This window comes from Arthrobacter sp. R1-13, from assembly GCF_054161475.1.
In genome coordinates this window covers 688,608-702,671 of the sequence record NZ_CP096420.1, presented here as the reverse complement: position 1 = coordinate 702,671, position 14,064 = coordinate 688,608, and the positions used below count along the sequence as shown (strand labels likewise).

The following is a 14,064-nucleotide window of genomic DNA, read 5'->3' as shown; positions in this document are numbered from 1 at the left end:
TGTCCTCGGTCCATATCCGCGTCGCCAAACCGTATGCGCGTCCTCGTGGCCCACGCAGCTAGACGTACACCCTCTGGAGGAAGCCGCCCCACGCCGCCGCAATCTCCTCTGAGCTCGTCTTCCCACTGAAATCATGGACTGTCATCCCCACCGGGGCGCCGAACGAGTTGCGGCCGAAGAACCGGTACATGGCCTCGGATGTGCGAAGCCCCAGGAAGTGCTCATTGGAGAAGTCCAGTTCGCCGGAAAGCCGCCCGACGCCGTCGAGCTCCAACTCCACGGACTGCCCCTGAACGGCGTCCCCAACTCCGAGTGATTCCTTGAGCCGAATAAATCCCTGCGACTCCTGTGAAGAGGCGGGTGCCTGGATGTCAGCGAACGCGACGGGCTTCCCATTGAAATACTTCAGGTACTGGCCGAGGGTGTGGAGGTAGAACTCGGTGTGCTTGCTCGCGCCGTCGTACTGCTGGTCCCAGTCGTCCGTGAAGATGCCGCTGTGCACATAGTGAAGCTTGGCCCGTCCGCCCTCCACCGGTTCCAGAACGTGCTCCAACTGGTTGAACCAGCCGTCCGGACCGTCCATGCGGGTGACCAGGTGGCGGGGATAGTCGTCCACTGTCCTGACGGCCGGCCACTGGTCCGTCGGGAACATCCAGGCGGGCGTGTCCTTGGTGACGGCTTCCCAGACCTGCTCCGGCGTTCCGGGCAGCTCGGTATCGACGACGATCTCGAATTCACGGTTGTTGTCAGTCATTGCCCTGCTCCTTGGCTGGGGTTGTGGATGGGTTTTTCGATGGTTTGAGTGTCGGGTGGAGGGCGACGACGAGCCTGTGCTTGCGTCCCCCGGACCCTTCGGTGCCGGACCCGCCGTCGTGATATTTATCTACGAGTTGTGTCACAGCAACGCCGAGCTCCTCCGCGAAAGCGGCGCGATCTGCCGCGGTCCGGAAGGTGATCTCGCCGTCGATGGCGAACGTGGCGAGTTTCTGCCTGGCTGCAGCAGCCCCGGCAATCAGCTTCCCCATCTCCTGGACTGTGCGGCCGGCGAGCGCCAGCAGCCAGAAGGCGGAGAACCGGTCCGAGAACCGGTGAGGATCGGGAGCTACCGACGCAAGCGCCACCGGCGAGATCAGGTACGACGCCGCCGTCGCCTGAAGCACGCGCTCCGTGACGTTGCCTTTGCGCCGCTCCTCCACAAGTTGCACCAGCCCGTGCCGCTCAAGCGCCTTGAGATGGTAGTTCACCTTCTGGCGCGGGAGGCCTACCTTGGCTGCCAGTTGCGTGGCCGAGCCCGGGTCCGCCAACTCTTGGAGGATGCGGGTGCGGATGGGGTCCAGCGACGCTTCGGCGGCGGCCGGATCCTCGATCACTTCGATGTCCAACATGCTTAAAGTATGGTTACCGACAACTTTACTTGTCAAGAACTATTTTCCTGTCGGCGCCGAGTTCGCGGGAACCAGCCGAGGTCGCCGGAAGGTTCCGGCGGCTGGGACGGTTTCCGGCGAATTCGCCATCCCAGGGCCCAAGTAGAATGGACCCGTGATGCAATCCCCCCTCCCCGTACGCGACGGCGTGAATGCGACCCGCCTGCGCCTGCCGGTCGAGGGCCCGTGGACAACGGCAATGGATTACATGATGCACCGTTGGGGGCACATTGATCCGCAGGGAATTGAGGACCGGTTCGACGCCGGGGAGATTGTGGGAGAAGGCGGAATCCCCCTTAACCGGACCACAAAACTCGAGGACCACACCTTCATCTGGTACTACAGGACGTTGCCGCCGGAAACGCGCATCCCTGTGGAACTGAACATCCTGCATCACGACGAGCACCTCCTCGTAGTGGACAAGCCGCATTTCCTCCCCACAACTCCTGGCGGCACCTACATCCAGGAATCGGCCCTCGTGCGGCTCCGCAACCAGCTCAACCTCCCCGACCTGATTCCCATGCACCGCCTGGACAGGATGACGGCCGGTCTTCTGCTCCTCTCTACCAATCCTGAGACCCGCGGAAAGTACCAAGTGCTGTTCGAGAAGCGCCAGCTGCAGAAGGAGTACGAGTGCGTGGCCGCAGCTGAGCCCGCCGCCGGGTACGCCGCCGTCGAGTACCCGGTCGTGGTGCGAAACCGCATGACCAAGTCCCGCAGCTACCTGCTGGCTGAAGTCATCGAGGGTGAACCGAATGCGGAAACCCGCATTGAAAGGATCACAACGTACGACGACGGCGGCCGGCATCGCGCGCTCTACCGCCTGGAACCGCATTCAGGCAAGACCCACCAGCTCCGGGTGCACATGGCCTCGCTGGGGCTCGGCATCCTTAACGACGCCTTCTACCCTGACCTGTTGGACAAAGCCCCGGACGATTACAACAGGCCCTTGCAGTTGTTGGCACGCGGCGTGCGGTTCGTGGACCCCATCACCAAGGAACCCGTGGAGTACCGCAGCAGGCTGCAACTCAGCCATGCTCCCGCTGTTGCCTAGCGTTCCGCCGACGTCGGTCCTCAGCTGTGCCCCGATGTCCCTCGCACACATCCCCCGCACACCCCTGAGCTAGTCAAAAACGCGCCGGAACGAATCCGCCGTCGAGGCGCTGAAGAGCACGAACTCAACGAGCTCAAGTGAGCTTGCAGGCGTCTCCCCGGCGAAATTATCCAAGGCTGCCGACGCGGCTTTCGCAACCTCCCCCGCATCCCAGCCGTAAACTCCCGCACTGATGGCGGGAAAGGCGATGGATTGAGCTCCCAGGGAATCCGCGGCCCGAAGGCTCTCCCTGAAACACGATCTCAGCAGCATCGGATCCGTCTCTCCCACATGCCGGTTGGGTCCCACGGTGTGGATAACCCAGCGCGCTGGGAGGCGGAATCCGGGGGTTACCACCGCTCCGCCCACCGGGAGCCCTCCGGGCAGGAGGGTTACCCGGATCTCGCGGCATGCCTCCAACAAGTCGGGACCGGCCGCACGGTGAATGGCGCCGTCCACTCCGCCTCCGCCGAGCAATGACGAGTTGGCTGCGTTGACTATGGCCTCCACGGGGCGGGTGGTGATGTCGCCTTCAAGGATCTCGATGCGCATGGCTTAAGTCTGGCATTTACGTCCAACGGAAGGCAGGCAGGCCCTGCCGGAGAGCCGCGAGCAGGCATAGAATTGCCTTCGAGGTGGCGGTCCTACGCCGCTTGGGTCTCATGAGGTGAAAGGACCCATCATGGACCTCCCGAGGGAAATTCCCGGTGACCGGATGGCGGCCAAATATGCCTACGCTGCCGCAGGACTTGGCGTCGTCGGCGTTGCGACACTCGGGCTGATGTTCGCTATAGAAGTGCCCAAGAACGGCCCTTTCATTTTTGGCACAATGAATGATTTCACCGGTGGCCTCTTCAACCTTGTGGTCATTCCCGTCATTCTTCAAGTGCATCGCCGCCTGGACCCCTCGCTTTGGACGCAGATCGGTAAGTGGGCCGTTGTGACTGCATGCGTGGCGGGCTCAGCCAGCTCCTTCCTGCTGGTTTTCGACCAGCTGGATTTCGCCACCTCAACAAGTATCTCCGTGACGGCGATTATGATTCAGGGTGCGTGGTTCTTCCTTGCCCATCGGAGGCTGCTCAGGATGAATGGGTATCCAAGCAGCCTGGCCAAGCTCGGAGTGTTCATCGGCGGAGCGATGCTGGCTGCCCTCCCGTTGTCGGCTGTCGCCTTCACGGAAGCTGCGCCTGAGTGGTTGCGTTGGACTGTCGGCAGTGCAGGGATCGCCTTGGGGGCAGCCGCATGGGTTGCCTGGCCCTACTGGTATTTCCGGGCCGGCAAGCACCTGAGCCATAGCGGCGCAAAAGCTCAACTGCCCACCGCCATCCAGGAAGCGTGACGCCCGAACTCCGGACGGCACGGAACCAACCCGCGGCAAGTACGGTATTTTGTGGCCATGGACATCGGCAATGCGGACAGCTGGGGAGCCGCGATCTATTTCTGGCTCATTCCCATGGTCTTGGCCGATGCGGTATTCCCCCTCGTCCCGTCCGAGATGGTGGTGATCACCGGCGGAGCACTCTCGGCCGACGGGCGCGCCAACGTTTTCCTGGTGGGACTGGTAGCCGCCTTCTCCTCCTGGATCGGCGATGTTGTGGTCTTTCAGCTCTTCAAACGCCGGCTCAGTCATGTGCTGGACAGATGGTCGTGGGGGCGGAAGGTCCACCAGGGCATGCATGACGCCATTGCGAAGGCCGGGCGTTCCTCCACTTACGGTGCCATCATCGGCGTCAGGTTTATCCCGGGGGGCCGGCTGGCGACGTCGGCAGCCGCCGGGATTGCCGACGTCACCACGCGCTCCTTCAATCTTTGCGCCGGAATCGGCGCCGTCCTTTGGGCCGTCTGGCTCGTGGGCCTCGGCTATTTCACGGGCACCGCCACTGGTTTACCGTTTTGGGCGAGTTCACTGATCGGCGTCGCGGTTGGCCTGGTCATCGGCGCGATTGTGGGCATGATCGCCACCCGCCGCCGAGGCAGCCGCTCCCCCGTGGAGGAACCTGAAGCAGATCCCAGCCCGTCCTGACTGGCATAACCTAAATCGGCGCCCAGCGTCCTCGGTTCCGGCGAAGCACCTGCAGGGAGCCCGTCATCGCAACCCGTTCGACGGCGTCGCGCATCATCGACGCCGACAATCTCGCCTGACTGTTCTCACCGTTGTACTCCGTCGCGTCCACGAGAAAGCGGAGGTTCAGCTGCGGCACGCCACCAGCGATGTTCAGCTGGTTGGATTCGACGTGATGGTGCGTCTCCAGGGCTTCAACTGCCGCCGCCATCACCGCTTCCGGTGGGTTACCAGGCCGCAGCCCCGTGATCTTGAGTCTGGTCTGGAACGACGGCATAAACCCCACCCTAACGCTCCCTCACCTTTCGCCCCCAAAACCCCAACCCTCCCTCACCTTTCGTGAGGTCGGTGGAATTGGGTGCAGGATGTGAGCGAGGGTCACCCAACAACCCGCGAAACATGAGCGAGCGTCACCCAAAACCCGCGAAACGTGAGGGAGCATCACCCAACAACCCGCGAAACATGAGCGAGCGTTGCTGAGAAACCTGCGAAAGGTGAAGGAGCGTCGGGGCAGGAGGAGGAGCAGGAGGAGGTGGAGGCAAGGGGCCTAGCCGGTGTTGCGGAGCCCTGCCGCCACACCGTTGACCGTGATGAGCATTGCCCGCTGGAGGCGCTCGTCGATCTCGGCGCCGGAAATGCCCTCTGTGGCCTCGGCCCGGATGCGGCGCAGCAGCTCCACCTGAAGGTAGCTGATGGGGTCAAGGTACTGGTCGCGGATTTCCAGGGACCGCTTCAACGTGGGCTGGGCGTCGAGCAGGACGTTTTCGCCGGTGAGGTTCTGGATCTCGGTGACCGTGAGCTCGTACTCCGCCCGGATGGTGCGGAACAGGTGGTGCAGGTCTTCAGGGACCAGGGAGGAAACGTAGTAGCCGGCGATGTCCAGATCAGTCTTGGCCAGCGTCATTTCCACGTTGGACAGGACCGAGCGGAAGAAGTGCCAGCGGTCCATCATTTCAACCAGCTCGTCTGCATGGCCGGCTTCCCGCGCGGCTTTCAGCCCGGAGCCGACGCCGAACCAGCCCGGCACGATCTGCCGTGACTGGGTCCAGCCGAACACCCACGGAATGGCACGCAGGCCACCCAGCCCGGCACCGGAATCCGGGCGCTTGGACGGGCGGGAGCCGATGTTCAGCGAGCCGAGCTGCTCCACCGGCGTGGATGCCAGGAAGTAGGCCGGCAGGTCAGGATCATCAATAAGCGTCCGGTACTGGTCAAATGCGGCGTCGGAAATGATCTCCATAACGTGGCCGTAGCGAACACGCTCATCATCGGACGTGCGAGGGCTGCGGTGCAGAGCTGAGCCTTGCATCACCGCGGCCAGGGAAAGTTCGAGGTTCTCCCGTGCCAGTTCTGGCAGTGAGTACTTGTCCGAGATGACCTCGCCCTGCTCGGTGAACTTGATTTCGCCTTCCAGCACCCCGTTGGGCTGGGCCATGATGGCATCGTAAGTAGGCCCGCCGCCACGACCAACGGAACCTCCGCGGCCGTGGAAAAGACGCACGCGGACACCGTGCTTGGCGGCAACATCACGCAGCTTCCGCTGGGTCTTGTGGATCTCCCACTGGCTGGTCATCACGCCGGATTCCTTGTTGGAGTCCGAGTATCCCAGCATGATTTCCTGGATATCCCCGCGCAGCCGGACCAGTTCCCGGTACGACGCGTTGGAGAGCAGTTGGTCCACGATTTCGGCCGAGGCCCGGAGCTCTTCAACTGTTTCCAGAAGTGGCGCGAACCCGATCCTGGCGTACGGCGCCTCACCGAAGAGGCTAACGAGGCCGGCTTCGCGCGCAAGCACAGCCGCAGCCAGCACGTCATCGGCTCCACGGGTCATGGAAATGATGTACGTCTCGATGACATCCGGGCCGTAAGTGCGCAGGGCGCGGCGGATCTCACGGAAGACGTCGTACGTGCCGTCGGCGGCGCCGTCGAGCTTAATGGGGTGACCGGACAGCGGACGGCGGGAGGCAAGTTCAGCGCCCAGCACGTCGAAACGCTCGGGGCGGCTCAGTTCGGCGTACCGGATCCCCGGTCCCCCGAGGCGGTCCATCAGCTGACCGACGGCGTCATGGTGGTGATCGGCATGTTCGCGGATATCCAGGGTGGCGAGGTGGAGTCCGAAGGACGAGATGGCTCGGCGGACCCTCGCGAGCGCACCATCCGCGGCAAGGGATGCGGAGTGGTGCCGCAGCGAGTTTTCCAGCAGCTCGAAGTCTTCGATGAGCTCGGCTGTGGAGATGTAGTCCCTGCCGTGCTCGTGTGCTGAACCGGCCCCCACCCGCTTGACCGTGTTCAGCAGCTTCGCCTTGATGCACGTCAGCTTGAGCCGGTACGGTTCCTGCGCGTTGAGTTCCAGGACGCGCCGGTCCAGCCCGGGCAGCTTGGCGAGATCCGCCTCGATCGAGTCGAGAAGTTCCTGGTCGGCACCGGCGAGTGCTGTGGAGTTTGACAGGATGGAAATCAGCTCGTCGATCATGGTGATGCTGATCCGGACGGCGTGCTGGTTCTGGAGTTGGAGGATCTCCCGCGTCACGGAGGCCGTCACGTTGGGGTTGCCGTCGCGGTCACCGCCGATCCAGGAACCGAAACGGATGGGCGCGTTCTGAGCCGGCAGCGTCACGCCCTGTTCGGCCAGGAGCTCGGAAAGATCGGTGAGCATTTCCGGCATCGCGTCGGTGAGGATGCTGTTGAGGTAGTAGATGGCGTTCCGGGCCTCGTCGACAGGAGTGGGACGGACCTGGCGGAGCTCGTCGGTCTGCCACATCTGGTCGATAACTTCGGAGAGCTGCCGGTCCTGCCGACGGCGGGCGGACGTTCCTTCCTCCGTGGATTCGGCCAGGATGTCCGACAACCTCCGGATCTTATCCAGCACTGACCGACGGGATGCCTCGGTGGGGTGGGCCGTGAAAATGGGGCGGACGTCGAGCTCATTCACCACGGTCTGCAGGACGGCGGGACCTGCCTGGGTAGCGATGTCGGCCACGGCCTTGGCCAGCCAGCCATCCTTCTCCTGCCGAGTGCGGAGACCGCGGACCCGGTGGACCTGCTCAGCCGCGTTGGCGAGGTGGAAGTAAAAAGCGAAGGCGCGCACCAGATCTGTTGCCTGCTCAAGCGGCAAGGAGCCGAGCAGCTCGCGGACCTGGGCGACGACGTCGTGCGCGCTCCACGGGCCTGTTGCCTGGGCGCCGCCGCGGGCCGCTTCCTTCGATTCCTTTGTCAGGAGCCGGACCTGCTCAACAAGGTCCAGCAGCTCAGGGCCATGCTGGCGGACCAGGGATTCGCCCAGGAGGGTGGACACGCGCCGGACGTCCGCGCGCAGTTCGGAAGCCAGGTCGGTGCTGGCGAAATCGGTGCTGGAATTCAAGGCAGTGTCAGCCATGGAAGCTATCTTTCGGAGGTTCGGAAAGGGTTCGGACTTGGCTCGTACACTGCGCTGGATACTGTGAGCCGGGTTACTTGTTCCTAGGGGATGTTACCCGCAGCACCCTTAGTGATGGGAATTTGTCTCAGAAAATGTCAGCGCAGCGGGCAGCTTGGTGCGGGAGGATGAGGGCGTTCAAGTGCGGCTGGAACCCGACGGGTCCGGGAGGGAAATCTTTCCCGAGTACACGGTGGAGGGATCCAATCCATTCCCCGACGACGGCGCCTCGTGCTTGTGTTGTTTCATTTCCTCCCGGGCAGCACCCGGAGCGTAGGTGGGTGCGCCGGTGGACGGATCAATGACCCCCAGCGCACTGCCCAGCGTTCCAGCCGCGCCCTTGGTATTCACACCGTGTTTCAGCATTGACATGCCACCCAGGGTAAACAGCACCACCAGAGCCACGCATACCAGGACCGTGATAAACGCCTCCGCCGCCATATCCTGAGCCTACGCCTGCAAGCGGGGAATGGACCATGATGGACTGCTGTTGATGCCAACGCAGGAGCATGCAGGAGCAGACGCAGCAGCGACCGCAGAACGTGAGGAACCATGAGCACTACGCCTGATGCCCAAGTGGAGCGTTGGCAGCGCTTCCGGAAGAGCCGGAATGCGGCCCTCGCCAGCGAACACGGCTGGCTGACGCTAACGTCCTTCCAATGGCTGGAGAACCGGCCGGCCCGGGTCGAGCTTGTGCCCGGACTCTGGTCAACAGACGGTACAGGCTCAGCCAAAGGCGCGACGGCGTTCCTCACCGCTGCGGCGAAAGACCGGCTCACACTGGTGGAGACCGGGGAGCCCGTTGACGGCACAATTTCTGCCTCGTTAGCGAACGAGGAATCGCTGATGTGGGTGCAGTTCGGCGGCGGGGACGGCAAGCAGGTGGTGGTGGAACTCGTCAGGCGGGCCCACAAATATGCCATCCGGACGCGTGATTCACGCTCGCCCTTATTCACGGAGTTCGACGGCGTGCCCACCTTTGACTACGATCCCGGCTGGGTAATCCAGGGAAGGTTCGAGCCCTACCCGGAGCCCGTGGACGTGCCGATCGCCACTGCTAATCCCTTAGTGGACGGCGTTCACCGCTCAGTGGGGGAAGTGGTGTTCCGGGTCCCTGGGATTCCGCACGAAATCCGCCTCCATGCTGAGGAAGAGAAACTCGGGGCCCTCACAGTCACATTCCATGACGAAACGAACGGAATCTCCACGGATGAATGGCGCAAGGTCTTCATCCCGCGCCCACGCCCCGACGGCTCCGTGGTCATCGACTTCAACCGTGCCATCAACTACCCCAGCGCCTTCACTCCGTACGGCACCTGCCCCATGCCGGTCAGGGGAAATTCGATCGACGTCGAGGTGACAGCAGGCGAGAAGCTTCCGGCGGGAAGCCTCGGCTAGCACCGCTGGGCGGACAACTAGGCGATCGCAGACACCCCGGTCACCGCCCGGCCCACAATGAGCGAATTGATCTCGAACGAGCCCTCGTAGGTGTAGATGGCTTCGGCGTCGGCGAAGATCTTGGCCATCCGGTAGTCCGTGACAATCCCGTTGCCGCCCAGAATGGAACGCCCCAGGGCAACGGTTTCCCGCATCCTCGCGCTCGTATAGGACTTAGCAAGGGCCACCTGCGCCATGTCCGCCTTGCCCTGTTCCTGGAGTTGGGCGATCCGCACCATCATGCCCAGGCTGGCGACGGCGTTGCCGAGCATTGTCACCAGTTGCTGCTGGATGAGCTGGAACTTCGCCAGCGGTCTGCCGAACTGTTCGCGGTCCAGCGCGTATTGACGGGCGACGTCGAACGCCGCCAGCTGCTGACCCACCGCCTGCCAGGCCACCATGATCCGGGAACCGCGCAGCAATTCCTTGGTGTCTTCGAAACTGCTGATGCCGGAGAAACGGTCAGCCTCGGCAACCCTGACGTTCTGGAAAACAATGTCAGCGTTCTGAACCGTGCGCAGGGCGATCTTGTTCTCGATGCGGCTCCTGGTGACGCCCGGCAGTGTTGCATCCACAATGAAGCCCCTGACGGCGTCGTCGGATTCGTCCCGGGCCCAGAGCAGCAGGTAATCACAGAACGTCCCGTTGCCGATCCACCGCTTTGCGCCGTTCAGTACCCAGCTGTCGCCGCCGTCGTCGGCCTCCCCCGTCGCGGAGGAGATCCGCCGGGCCCGGGTCTCCATTCCGCCGGCCACATCGGAGCCGTGCTGCGGCTCGGTCAGGGCGAAGGCCCCCGTGGTGCGGAGGTTAGCGGCGTCATGGAGCAGCCGCGCCCTTTGCTCTTCAGAGCCGAACCCATACAGCGACTGCACAAAAAGGTCGTGATGCACCAGGAAAAAAGTGGCGATCGACGTGTCAACCCGGGTCATTTCCGCAATAACAAGGCCCGCGAAAAGGTGGCTGTAGCCGCGTTGCGCAGGGGTACTCAGCTGGAGTTCCGCAAGCTTGGGCAGGATGTGCGCCGGGAATTCAGCGTCGTTCCACCACTGGGTCGCATACGGTGCGATTTCATCAGCCAGGAACTCCCGCAACTCGTTCAGCTTGGCCTGTTCGGCGGGGTTCAGTAACGACTCGAACTGGAAGAAGTCCGCCGTCGGCAGCGATTCCAGCGGTGGAGAGTCAGCTGACAACCGTTCGGCCCTCATTTGGGCCCCATCCGGATGGCGCCGTCGAGGCGGATGGTTTCGCCGTTGATCATCGCATTCTCCACGAGGTGGGCAGCCAGGTTGGCGTACTCCTCCGGCCGGCCCAGGCGCGCGGGGTGCGGCACCTGCTGGCCCAGCGATTCCTGCGCTTCCCGGGGCAGCCCGGCCATCATCGGCGTTTCGAAAATTCCTGGGGCGATGGTGTTCACCCGGATCAGCGACCGCGCCAGTTCGCGGGCCAGTGGAAGGGTCATGGCTGCGACAGCACCCTTGGACGCAGCGTACGCAGGCTGGCCGATCTGCCCCTCAAAGGCGGCGACCGAAGCCGTGTTGATAATGACTCCGCGTTCGGGCCCGCCGAGTTCCGTGGTCACCGGCTCAGTGGCCGCCATGGCTTCCGCAGCGAGCCTCACTACATTGAAGGTGCCCACGAGATTGATCTGGATTACGCGGTTGAAGGCCTCCAACGGGAGCACACCATCGCGGCCCAGGACTTTACCCGGTGTGGCGATGCCCGCACAGTTCACCACTATCCGCAACGGCCCCAGCGCCGTGGCGGCGTCGACGGCGGCCTGAACGTCACGTTCGTCGGTGACGTCTGCTGCCGCAAAGACGGCAGAGTTCGACGGCGGGCTCCCGGCGTTCGTGGGCCCGGGGAACGCGCGGCCGGGGTTCGCGCGGCCGGAGAACGCCCTGCCCGCTTCGTTGAGCTCAGCGGCGTAGGCGGCACCGGAGGAGGAAGCGAGATCCAGGAGGACCACTGAAGCTCCCGCCTGGAAAAGACGCTTGGCCGTCGCTGCACCCAACCCGGAGGCTCCCCCTGTTATTAGCGCGACAGCACCGCTGATATCCATGCATCCTCCTTGATGTGGAACCCGGCCCGCCTCGACCGTTAGTTAATGCATGTTAACTGGAATTCCCGGAGAAAGCACCTCCGCCTGTTGTCGGCAGGACCCGTTAGGCTGGCAGCATGAGTGACCCCAACGCTCCACCGCCTCCGTACGCCAAGGATTCTGTTAGGGATTCACTCTGGGCTTCCCGGGCGGACGAGGCTGCCAGGTCGGTCATCCGGATGTTTGGGCATCGCGTGTGCTTCCTTCCCGGAACGCATCTTGCCGCCGTGCAACGCCCCTCCGGCCGCCTGCCAAGCCCCACCAAACCCTGGCATTACTGGTGGCAGGCCCATTACCTCGATTGCCTGGTGGATACAGGCAGCCGCGAGCTGGCCCACAAACGCCCGGTCGACGGGGCTAGACGGCCGAGTGCCGCGAAGTTGGCTTCACGCCTGGTCACTGGCATCAGGCTCCGAAACCTCCTGACCTTCGTCAACAGTTACTACGACGACATGGCCTGGCTTGCGCTGGCTGCGCAGCGCCTCCAGAAGCTGGCAGAGGAATCCCGGGGAGTGGGTCGCCGCAGAAATGAAAGGGCACTGAGAGCACTCGAGCTGCAATTTGATTCCGCCTCAACACACCACTTGGGCGGGGGCACTTTCTGGAACACCACGCGCGACTTCAAGAACACTCCCGCCACAGCGCCAATAGCCCTCTTCTACGCACGGAACGGGAACACAGCCAAGGCGCAGGAACTGTTGGATTGGCTGGCTGCAAGACTGTTCGACCCCACCAAAGGACTGTATCTCGATGGGCTGCGAATACGCCCGGACGGCAGCGAGGAGCTGGTGGATGCCGTTTACACCTACAACCAAGGCCCTGTACTGGGAGCCTTGTTAGAGCTGGGTGGCGTCCAGAACCTGAAACGAGCGGCGGCTTTGATTGAAGCAGTTGATCGCGAGCTCACCCGGCCGGGGCACCCAGGAGCAGGTAAGGACCTCCGGGTACTCCGCGGGGAGGGCACTGGCGATGGCGGACTTTTCACAGGAATCCTGGCAAGATACCTCGCGTTGGCAGCGGCCGATCGACGGCTTCCGGCATCCAGCCGCACAGTTGCCTCCCAGCTGGTCGTGGACACTGCCGGGTCGTTGTGGCAAGGCCGACGCCTGATCGCAGCCGGAGAACCATTGGCGAAGTACGGAGGGACGATGGTTTTTTCTCTAAACCCGGAAATTCCGGCGACCGTCACCTGCCCGCCGGGTGCCGCCCTCGAGCTTTCCACGCAACTGCAGGCATGGATGATTCTGGAGGCCGCCGCGACCGTCGGGGACGCGGCTAGCAGTGGGTACTTCAATTAGGGCACGCAACATTGCGGTAATCCTTGTGATACTGGTCACTTAATCCGACTGCGACTTGGAAGTAAGGTTTGGCTAACCTACAGTTTCCCCGTGAGCACCCCTGATTTTCCTTGGCTCACGGGACTCCGGTCCGCTGACTTTTCCCCAGAAAGAAGCCCCCATGAAGATCCGCACTAACGCGCTGGCAGGAATAGCACTCCTCGCCACCGCCACTCTCGGCCTGGCAGCCTGTGGCTCCGGTTCGGCCACTCCCGCGGCAACCGGAGCCGCCGATTCCGGTGAGATCACCGTCTACAACGCACAGCACGAATCGATGACCAAGGCCTGGGCCGAGGAATTCACCAAGGAGACCGGCATCAAGGTCACCCTGCGCCAGGGCAAGGACAGCGAAATGTCCAACCAGATCATCCAGGAGGGCGACAAGTCCCCCGCGGATCTCTTCATCACCGAGAACTCCCCGGCAATGACGCAGGTGGAGAACGCCGGGCTGTTCGCTGACCTGACCGACGAGGTCAAGAAGCAGGTTCCTGAGGAGTACCGTCCCTCCACCAACAAGTGGACCGGCGTCGCTGCACGCTCCACCGTGTTCGTGTACAACAAGGAAAAGCTGACTGAAGACAAGCTGCCCAAGTCCCTCGCGGACCTGGCTAATCCTGAATGGAAGGGCCGCTGGGGCGCCTCCCCGTCAGGTGCCGACTTCCAGGCCATCGTCTCCGCCTACCTTGAGCTCAAGGGCGAGGCTGAGACCGAGAAGTGGCTGACCGCCATGAAGGAAAACTTCAAGGGCTATCAGGGCAATGGTGCCGTCATGAAGGCCGTCAACGCCGGCGAGATCGAGGGTGGCGTGATTTACCACTACTACTACTTCGGCGACCAGGCGAAGACCGGCGAAAACTCCAAGAACATCGCCAGCCACTACTTCAAGAACCAGGATCCAGGCGCATTCGTCTCCATCTCCGGCGGTGGCGTACTCAATTCCTCCAAGAACAAGGCGAACGCCGAAAAGTTCCTCGCTTTCATCACCGGCAAGAAGGGCCAGGAGCTCCTCCAGACGGGCAAGGACTTCGAGTACGCGGTTGGCTCTGACGTTCCTTCCAACGAGAAGCTCACCCCGCTGGCAGAGCTGGAACCTCCCACAGTGGACGCGTCCAAGCTCAACTCCAAGAAGGTCACCGAGCTGATGACCAAGGCCGGGCTTCTCTAATAATCAATTCCCCGCAGTGATCGCATCGCCAAC

14 protein-coding genes are annotated in these 14,064 nt (G+C 63.0%); 6 read left to right on the top strand and 8 right to left on the bottom strand.

All coding sequences use genetic code 11. From position 1 onward, the window contains the following. Positions 1-58 precede the first annotated feature (58 nt). The gene (locus tag M1D88_RS03480; protein WP_458113215.1) at positions 59-754 is read right to left on the bottom strand and encodes an SRPBCC family protein; all 696 of its coding nucleotides are present in this window, start codon (positions 752-754) and stop codon (positions 59-61) included. After that, positions 747-1,385 (bottom strand): helix-turn-helix domain-containing protein, encoded by a 639-nt coding sequence (locus M1D88_RS03475; RefSeq protein ID WP_458113214.1) that lies wholly within the window; start codon positions 1,383-1,385, stop codon positions 747-749. Before M1D88_RS03475 ends, M1D88_RS03480 begins: the two co-directional genes overlap by 8 nt. A gap of 157 nt (positions 1,386-1,542) precedes the next feature. Between M1D88_RS03475 and M1D88_RS03470 the strand changes: the two genes are divergently transcribed. Then, entirely contained in the window at positions 1,543-2,478 is a 936-nt protein-coding gene (locus M1D88_RS03470) for a pseudouridine synthase (protein ID WP_458114413.1), read from the top strand. Positions 2,479-2,547: 69 nt separating this feature from the next. Here M1D88_RS03470 and M1D88_RS03465 read toward each other — a convergent pair whose 3' ends face one another. Further along, positions 2,548-3,069 carry an O-acetyl-ADP-ribose deacetylase gene (locus M1D88_RS03465; RefSeq protein WP_458113213.1) on the bottom strand — a complete coding sequence of 174 codons (522 nt, stop codon included), beginning with the start codon at positions 3,067-3,069 and terminating at the stop codon, positions 2,548-2,550. A 130-nt stretch (positions 3,070-3,199) separates the two neighbouring features. On the opposite strand from M1D88_RS03465, the gene M1D88_RS03460 reads away from it, so the two are divergent. Both M1D88_RS03460 and M1D88_RS03455 read left to right on the top strand, forming a co-directional pair. After that, positions 3,200-3,856, top strand: a complete 657-nt coding sequence (locus M1D88_RS03460; RefSeq protein WP_458113212.1) for a hypothetical protein — start codon at positions 3,200-3,202, stop codon at positions 3,854-3,856. 57 nt (positions 3,857-3,913) lie between these two features. Further along, the gene (locus tag M1D88_RS03455; protein WP_458113211.1) at positions 3,914-4,540 is read left to right on the top strand and encodes a DedA family protein; all 627 of its coding nucleotides are present in this window, start codon (positions 3,914-3,916) and stop codon (positions 4,538-4,540) included. Between the two features lie 10 nt (positions 4,541-4,550). Here M1D88_RS03455 and M1D88_RS03450 read toward each other — a convergent pair whose 3' ends face one another. The 3 genes from M1D88_RS03450 to M1D88_RS03440 all read right to left on the bottom strand — a co-directional run bounded on the left by M1D88_RS03450 (position 4,551) and on the right by M1D88_RS03440 (position 8,435). Further along, positions 4,551-4,856: a hypothetical protein gene (locus M1D88_RS03450; protein WP_458113210.1), complete on the bottom strand. Its 306-nt coding sequence runs from the start codon at positions 4,854-4,856 to the stop codon at positions 4,551-4,553. Positions 4,857-5,126: 270 nt separating this feature from the next. Then, positions 5,127-7,955, bottom strand: coding sequence for a phosphoenolpyruvate carboxylase (gene ppc / locus M1D88_RS03445; RefSeq protein WP_458113209.1), 2,829 nt, complete (start codon positions 7,953-7,955; stop codon positions 5,127-5,129). 177 nt (positions 7,956-8,132) lie between these two features. Continuing rightward, the gene (locus M1D88_RS03440; RefSeq protein WP_458113208.1) at positions 8,133-8,435 is read right to left on the bottom strand and encodes a hypothetical protein; all 303 of its coding nucleotides are present in this window, start codon (positions 8,433-8,435) and stop codon (positions 8,133-8,135) included. Positions 8,436-8,546: 111 nt separating this feature from the next. Between M1D88_RS03440 and M1D88_RS03435 the strand changes: the two genes are divergently transcribed. Continuing rightward, positions 8,547-9,392 carry a DUF1684 domain-containing protein gene (locus M1D88_RS03435; RefSeq protein WP_458113207.1) on the top strand — a complete coding sequence of 282 codons (846 nt, stop codon included), beginning with the start codon at positions 8,547-8,549 and terminating at the stop codon, positions 9,390-9,392. Positions 9,393-9,409: 17 nt separating this feature from the next. On the opposite strand, the gene M1D88_RS03430 is transcribed toward M1D88_RS03435, so the two are convergent. After that, positions 9,410-10,636 (bottom strand): acyl-CoA dehydrogenase family protein, encoded by a 1,227-nt coding sequence (locus tag M1D88_RS03430; protein ID WP_458113206.1) that lies wholly within the window; start codon positions 10,634-10,636, stop codon positions 9,410-9,412. Beyond that, positions 10,633-11,490, bottom strand: coding sequence for an SDR family NAD(P)-dependent oxidoreductase (locus tag M1D88_RS03425; protein ID WP_458113205.1), 858 nt, complete (start codon positions 11,488-11,490; stop codon positions 10,633-10,635). Before M1D88_RS03425 ends, M1D88_RS03430 begins: the two co-directional genes overlap by 4 nt. A gap of 116 nt (positions 11,491-11,606) precedes the next feature. On the opposite strand from M1D88_RS03425, the gene M1D88_RS03420 reads away from it, so the two are divergent. Both M1D88_RS03420 and M1D88_RS03415 read left to right on the top strand, forming a co-directional pair. Beyond that, positions 11,607-12,827: a glycoside hydrolase family 76 protein gene (locus M1D88_RS03420; RefSeq protein ID WP_458113204.1), complete on the top strand. Its 1,221-nt coding sequence runs from the start codon at positions 11,607-11,609 to the stop codon at positions 12,825-12,827. A gap of 160 nt (positions 12,828-12,987) precedes the next feature. Beyond that, positions 12,988-14,031, top strand: a complete 1,044-nt coding sequence (locus M1D88_RS03415; protein WP_458113203.1) for an extracellular solute-binding protein — start codon at positions 12,988-12,990, stop codon at positions 14,029-14,031. Positions 14,032-14,064: the final 33 nt, after the last annotated feature.

Coding starts and splice junctions, on each gene's coding strand:
- M1D88_RS03480 (WP_458113215.1), bottom strand. CDS start 754: ATGACTGACAACAACCGTGAATTCGAGATCGTCGTCGATACCGAGCTG.
- M1D88_RS03475 (WP_458113214.1), bottom strand. CDS start 1,385: ATGTTGGACATCGAAGTGATCGAGGATCCGGCCGCCGCCGAAGCGTCG.
- M1D88_RS03470 (WP_458114413.1), top strand. CDS start 1,543: ATGCAATCCCCCCTCCCCGTACGCGACGGCGTGAATGCGACCCGCCTG.
- M1D88_RS03465 (WP_458113213.1), bottom strand. CDS start 3,069: ATGCGCATCGAGATCCTTGAAGGCGACATCACCACCCGCCCCGTGGAG.
- M1D88_RS03460 (WP_458113212.1), top strand. CDS start 3,200: ATGGACCTCCCGAGGGAAATTCCCGGTGACCGGATGGCGGCCAAATAT.
- M1D88_RS03455 (WP_458113211.1), top strand. CDS start 3,914: ATGGACATCGGCAATGCGGACAGCTGGGGAGCCGCGATCTATTTCTGG.
- M1D88_RS03450 (WP_458113210.1), bottom strand. CDS start 4,856: ATGCCGTCGTTCCAGACCAGACTCAAGATCACGGGGCTGCGGCCTGGT.
- ppc (WP_458113209.1), bottom strand. CDS start 7,955: ATGGCTGACACTGCCTTGAATTCCAGCACCGATTTCGCCAGCACCGAC.
- M1D88_RS03440 (WP_458113208.1), bottom strand. CDS start 8,435: ATGGCGGCGGAGGCGTTTATCACGGTCCTGGTATGCGTGGCTCTGGTG.
- M1D88_RS03435 (WP_458113207.1), top strand. CDS start 8,547: ATGAGCACTACGCCTGATGCCCAAGTGGAGCGTTGGCAGCGCTTCCGG.
- M1D88_RS03430 (WP_458113206.1), bottom strand. CDS start 10,636: ATGAGGGCCGAACGGTTGTCAGCTGACTCTCCACCGCTGGAATCGCTG.
- M1D88_RS03425 (WP_458113205.1), bottom strand. CDS start 11,490: ATGGATATCAGCGGTGCTGTCGCGCTAATAACAGGGGGAGCCTCCGGG.
- M1D88_RS03420 (WP_458113204.1), top strand. CDS start 11,607: ATGAGTGACCCCAACGCTCCACCGCCTCCGTACGCCAAGGATTCTGTT.
- M1D88_RS03415 (WP_458113203.1), top strand. CDS start 12,988: ATGAAGATCCGCACTAACGCGCTGGCAGGAATAGCACTCCTCGCCACC.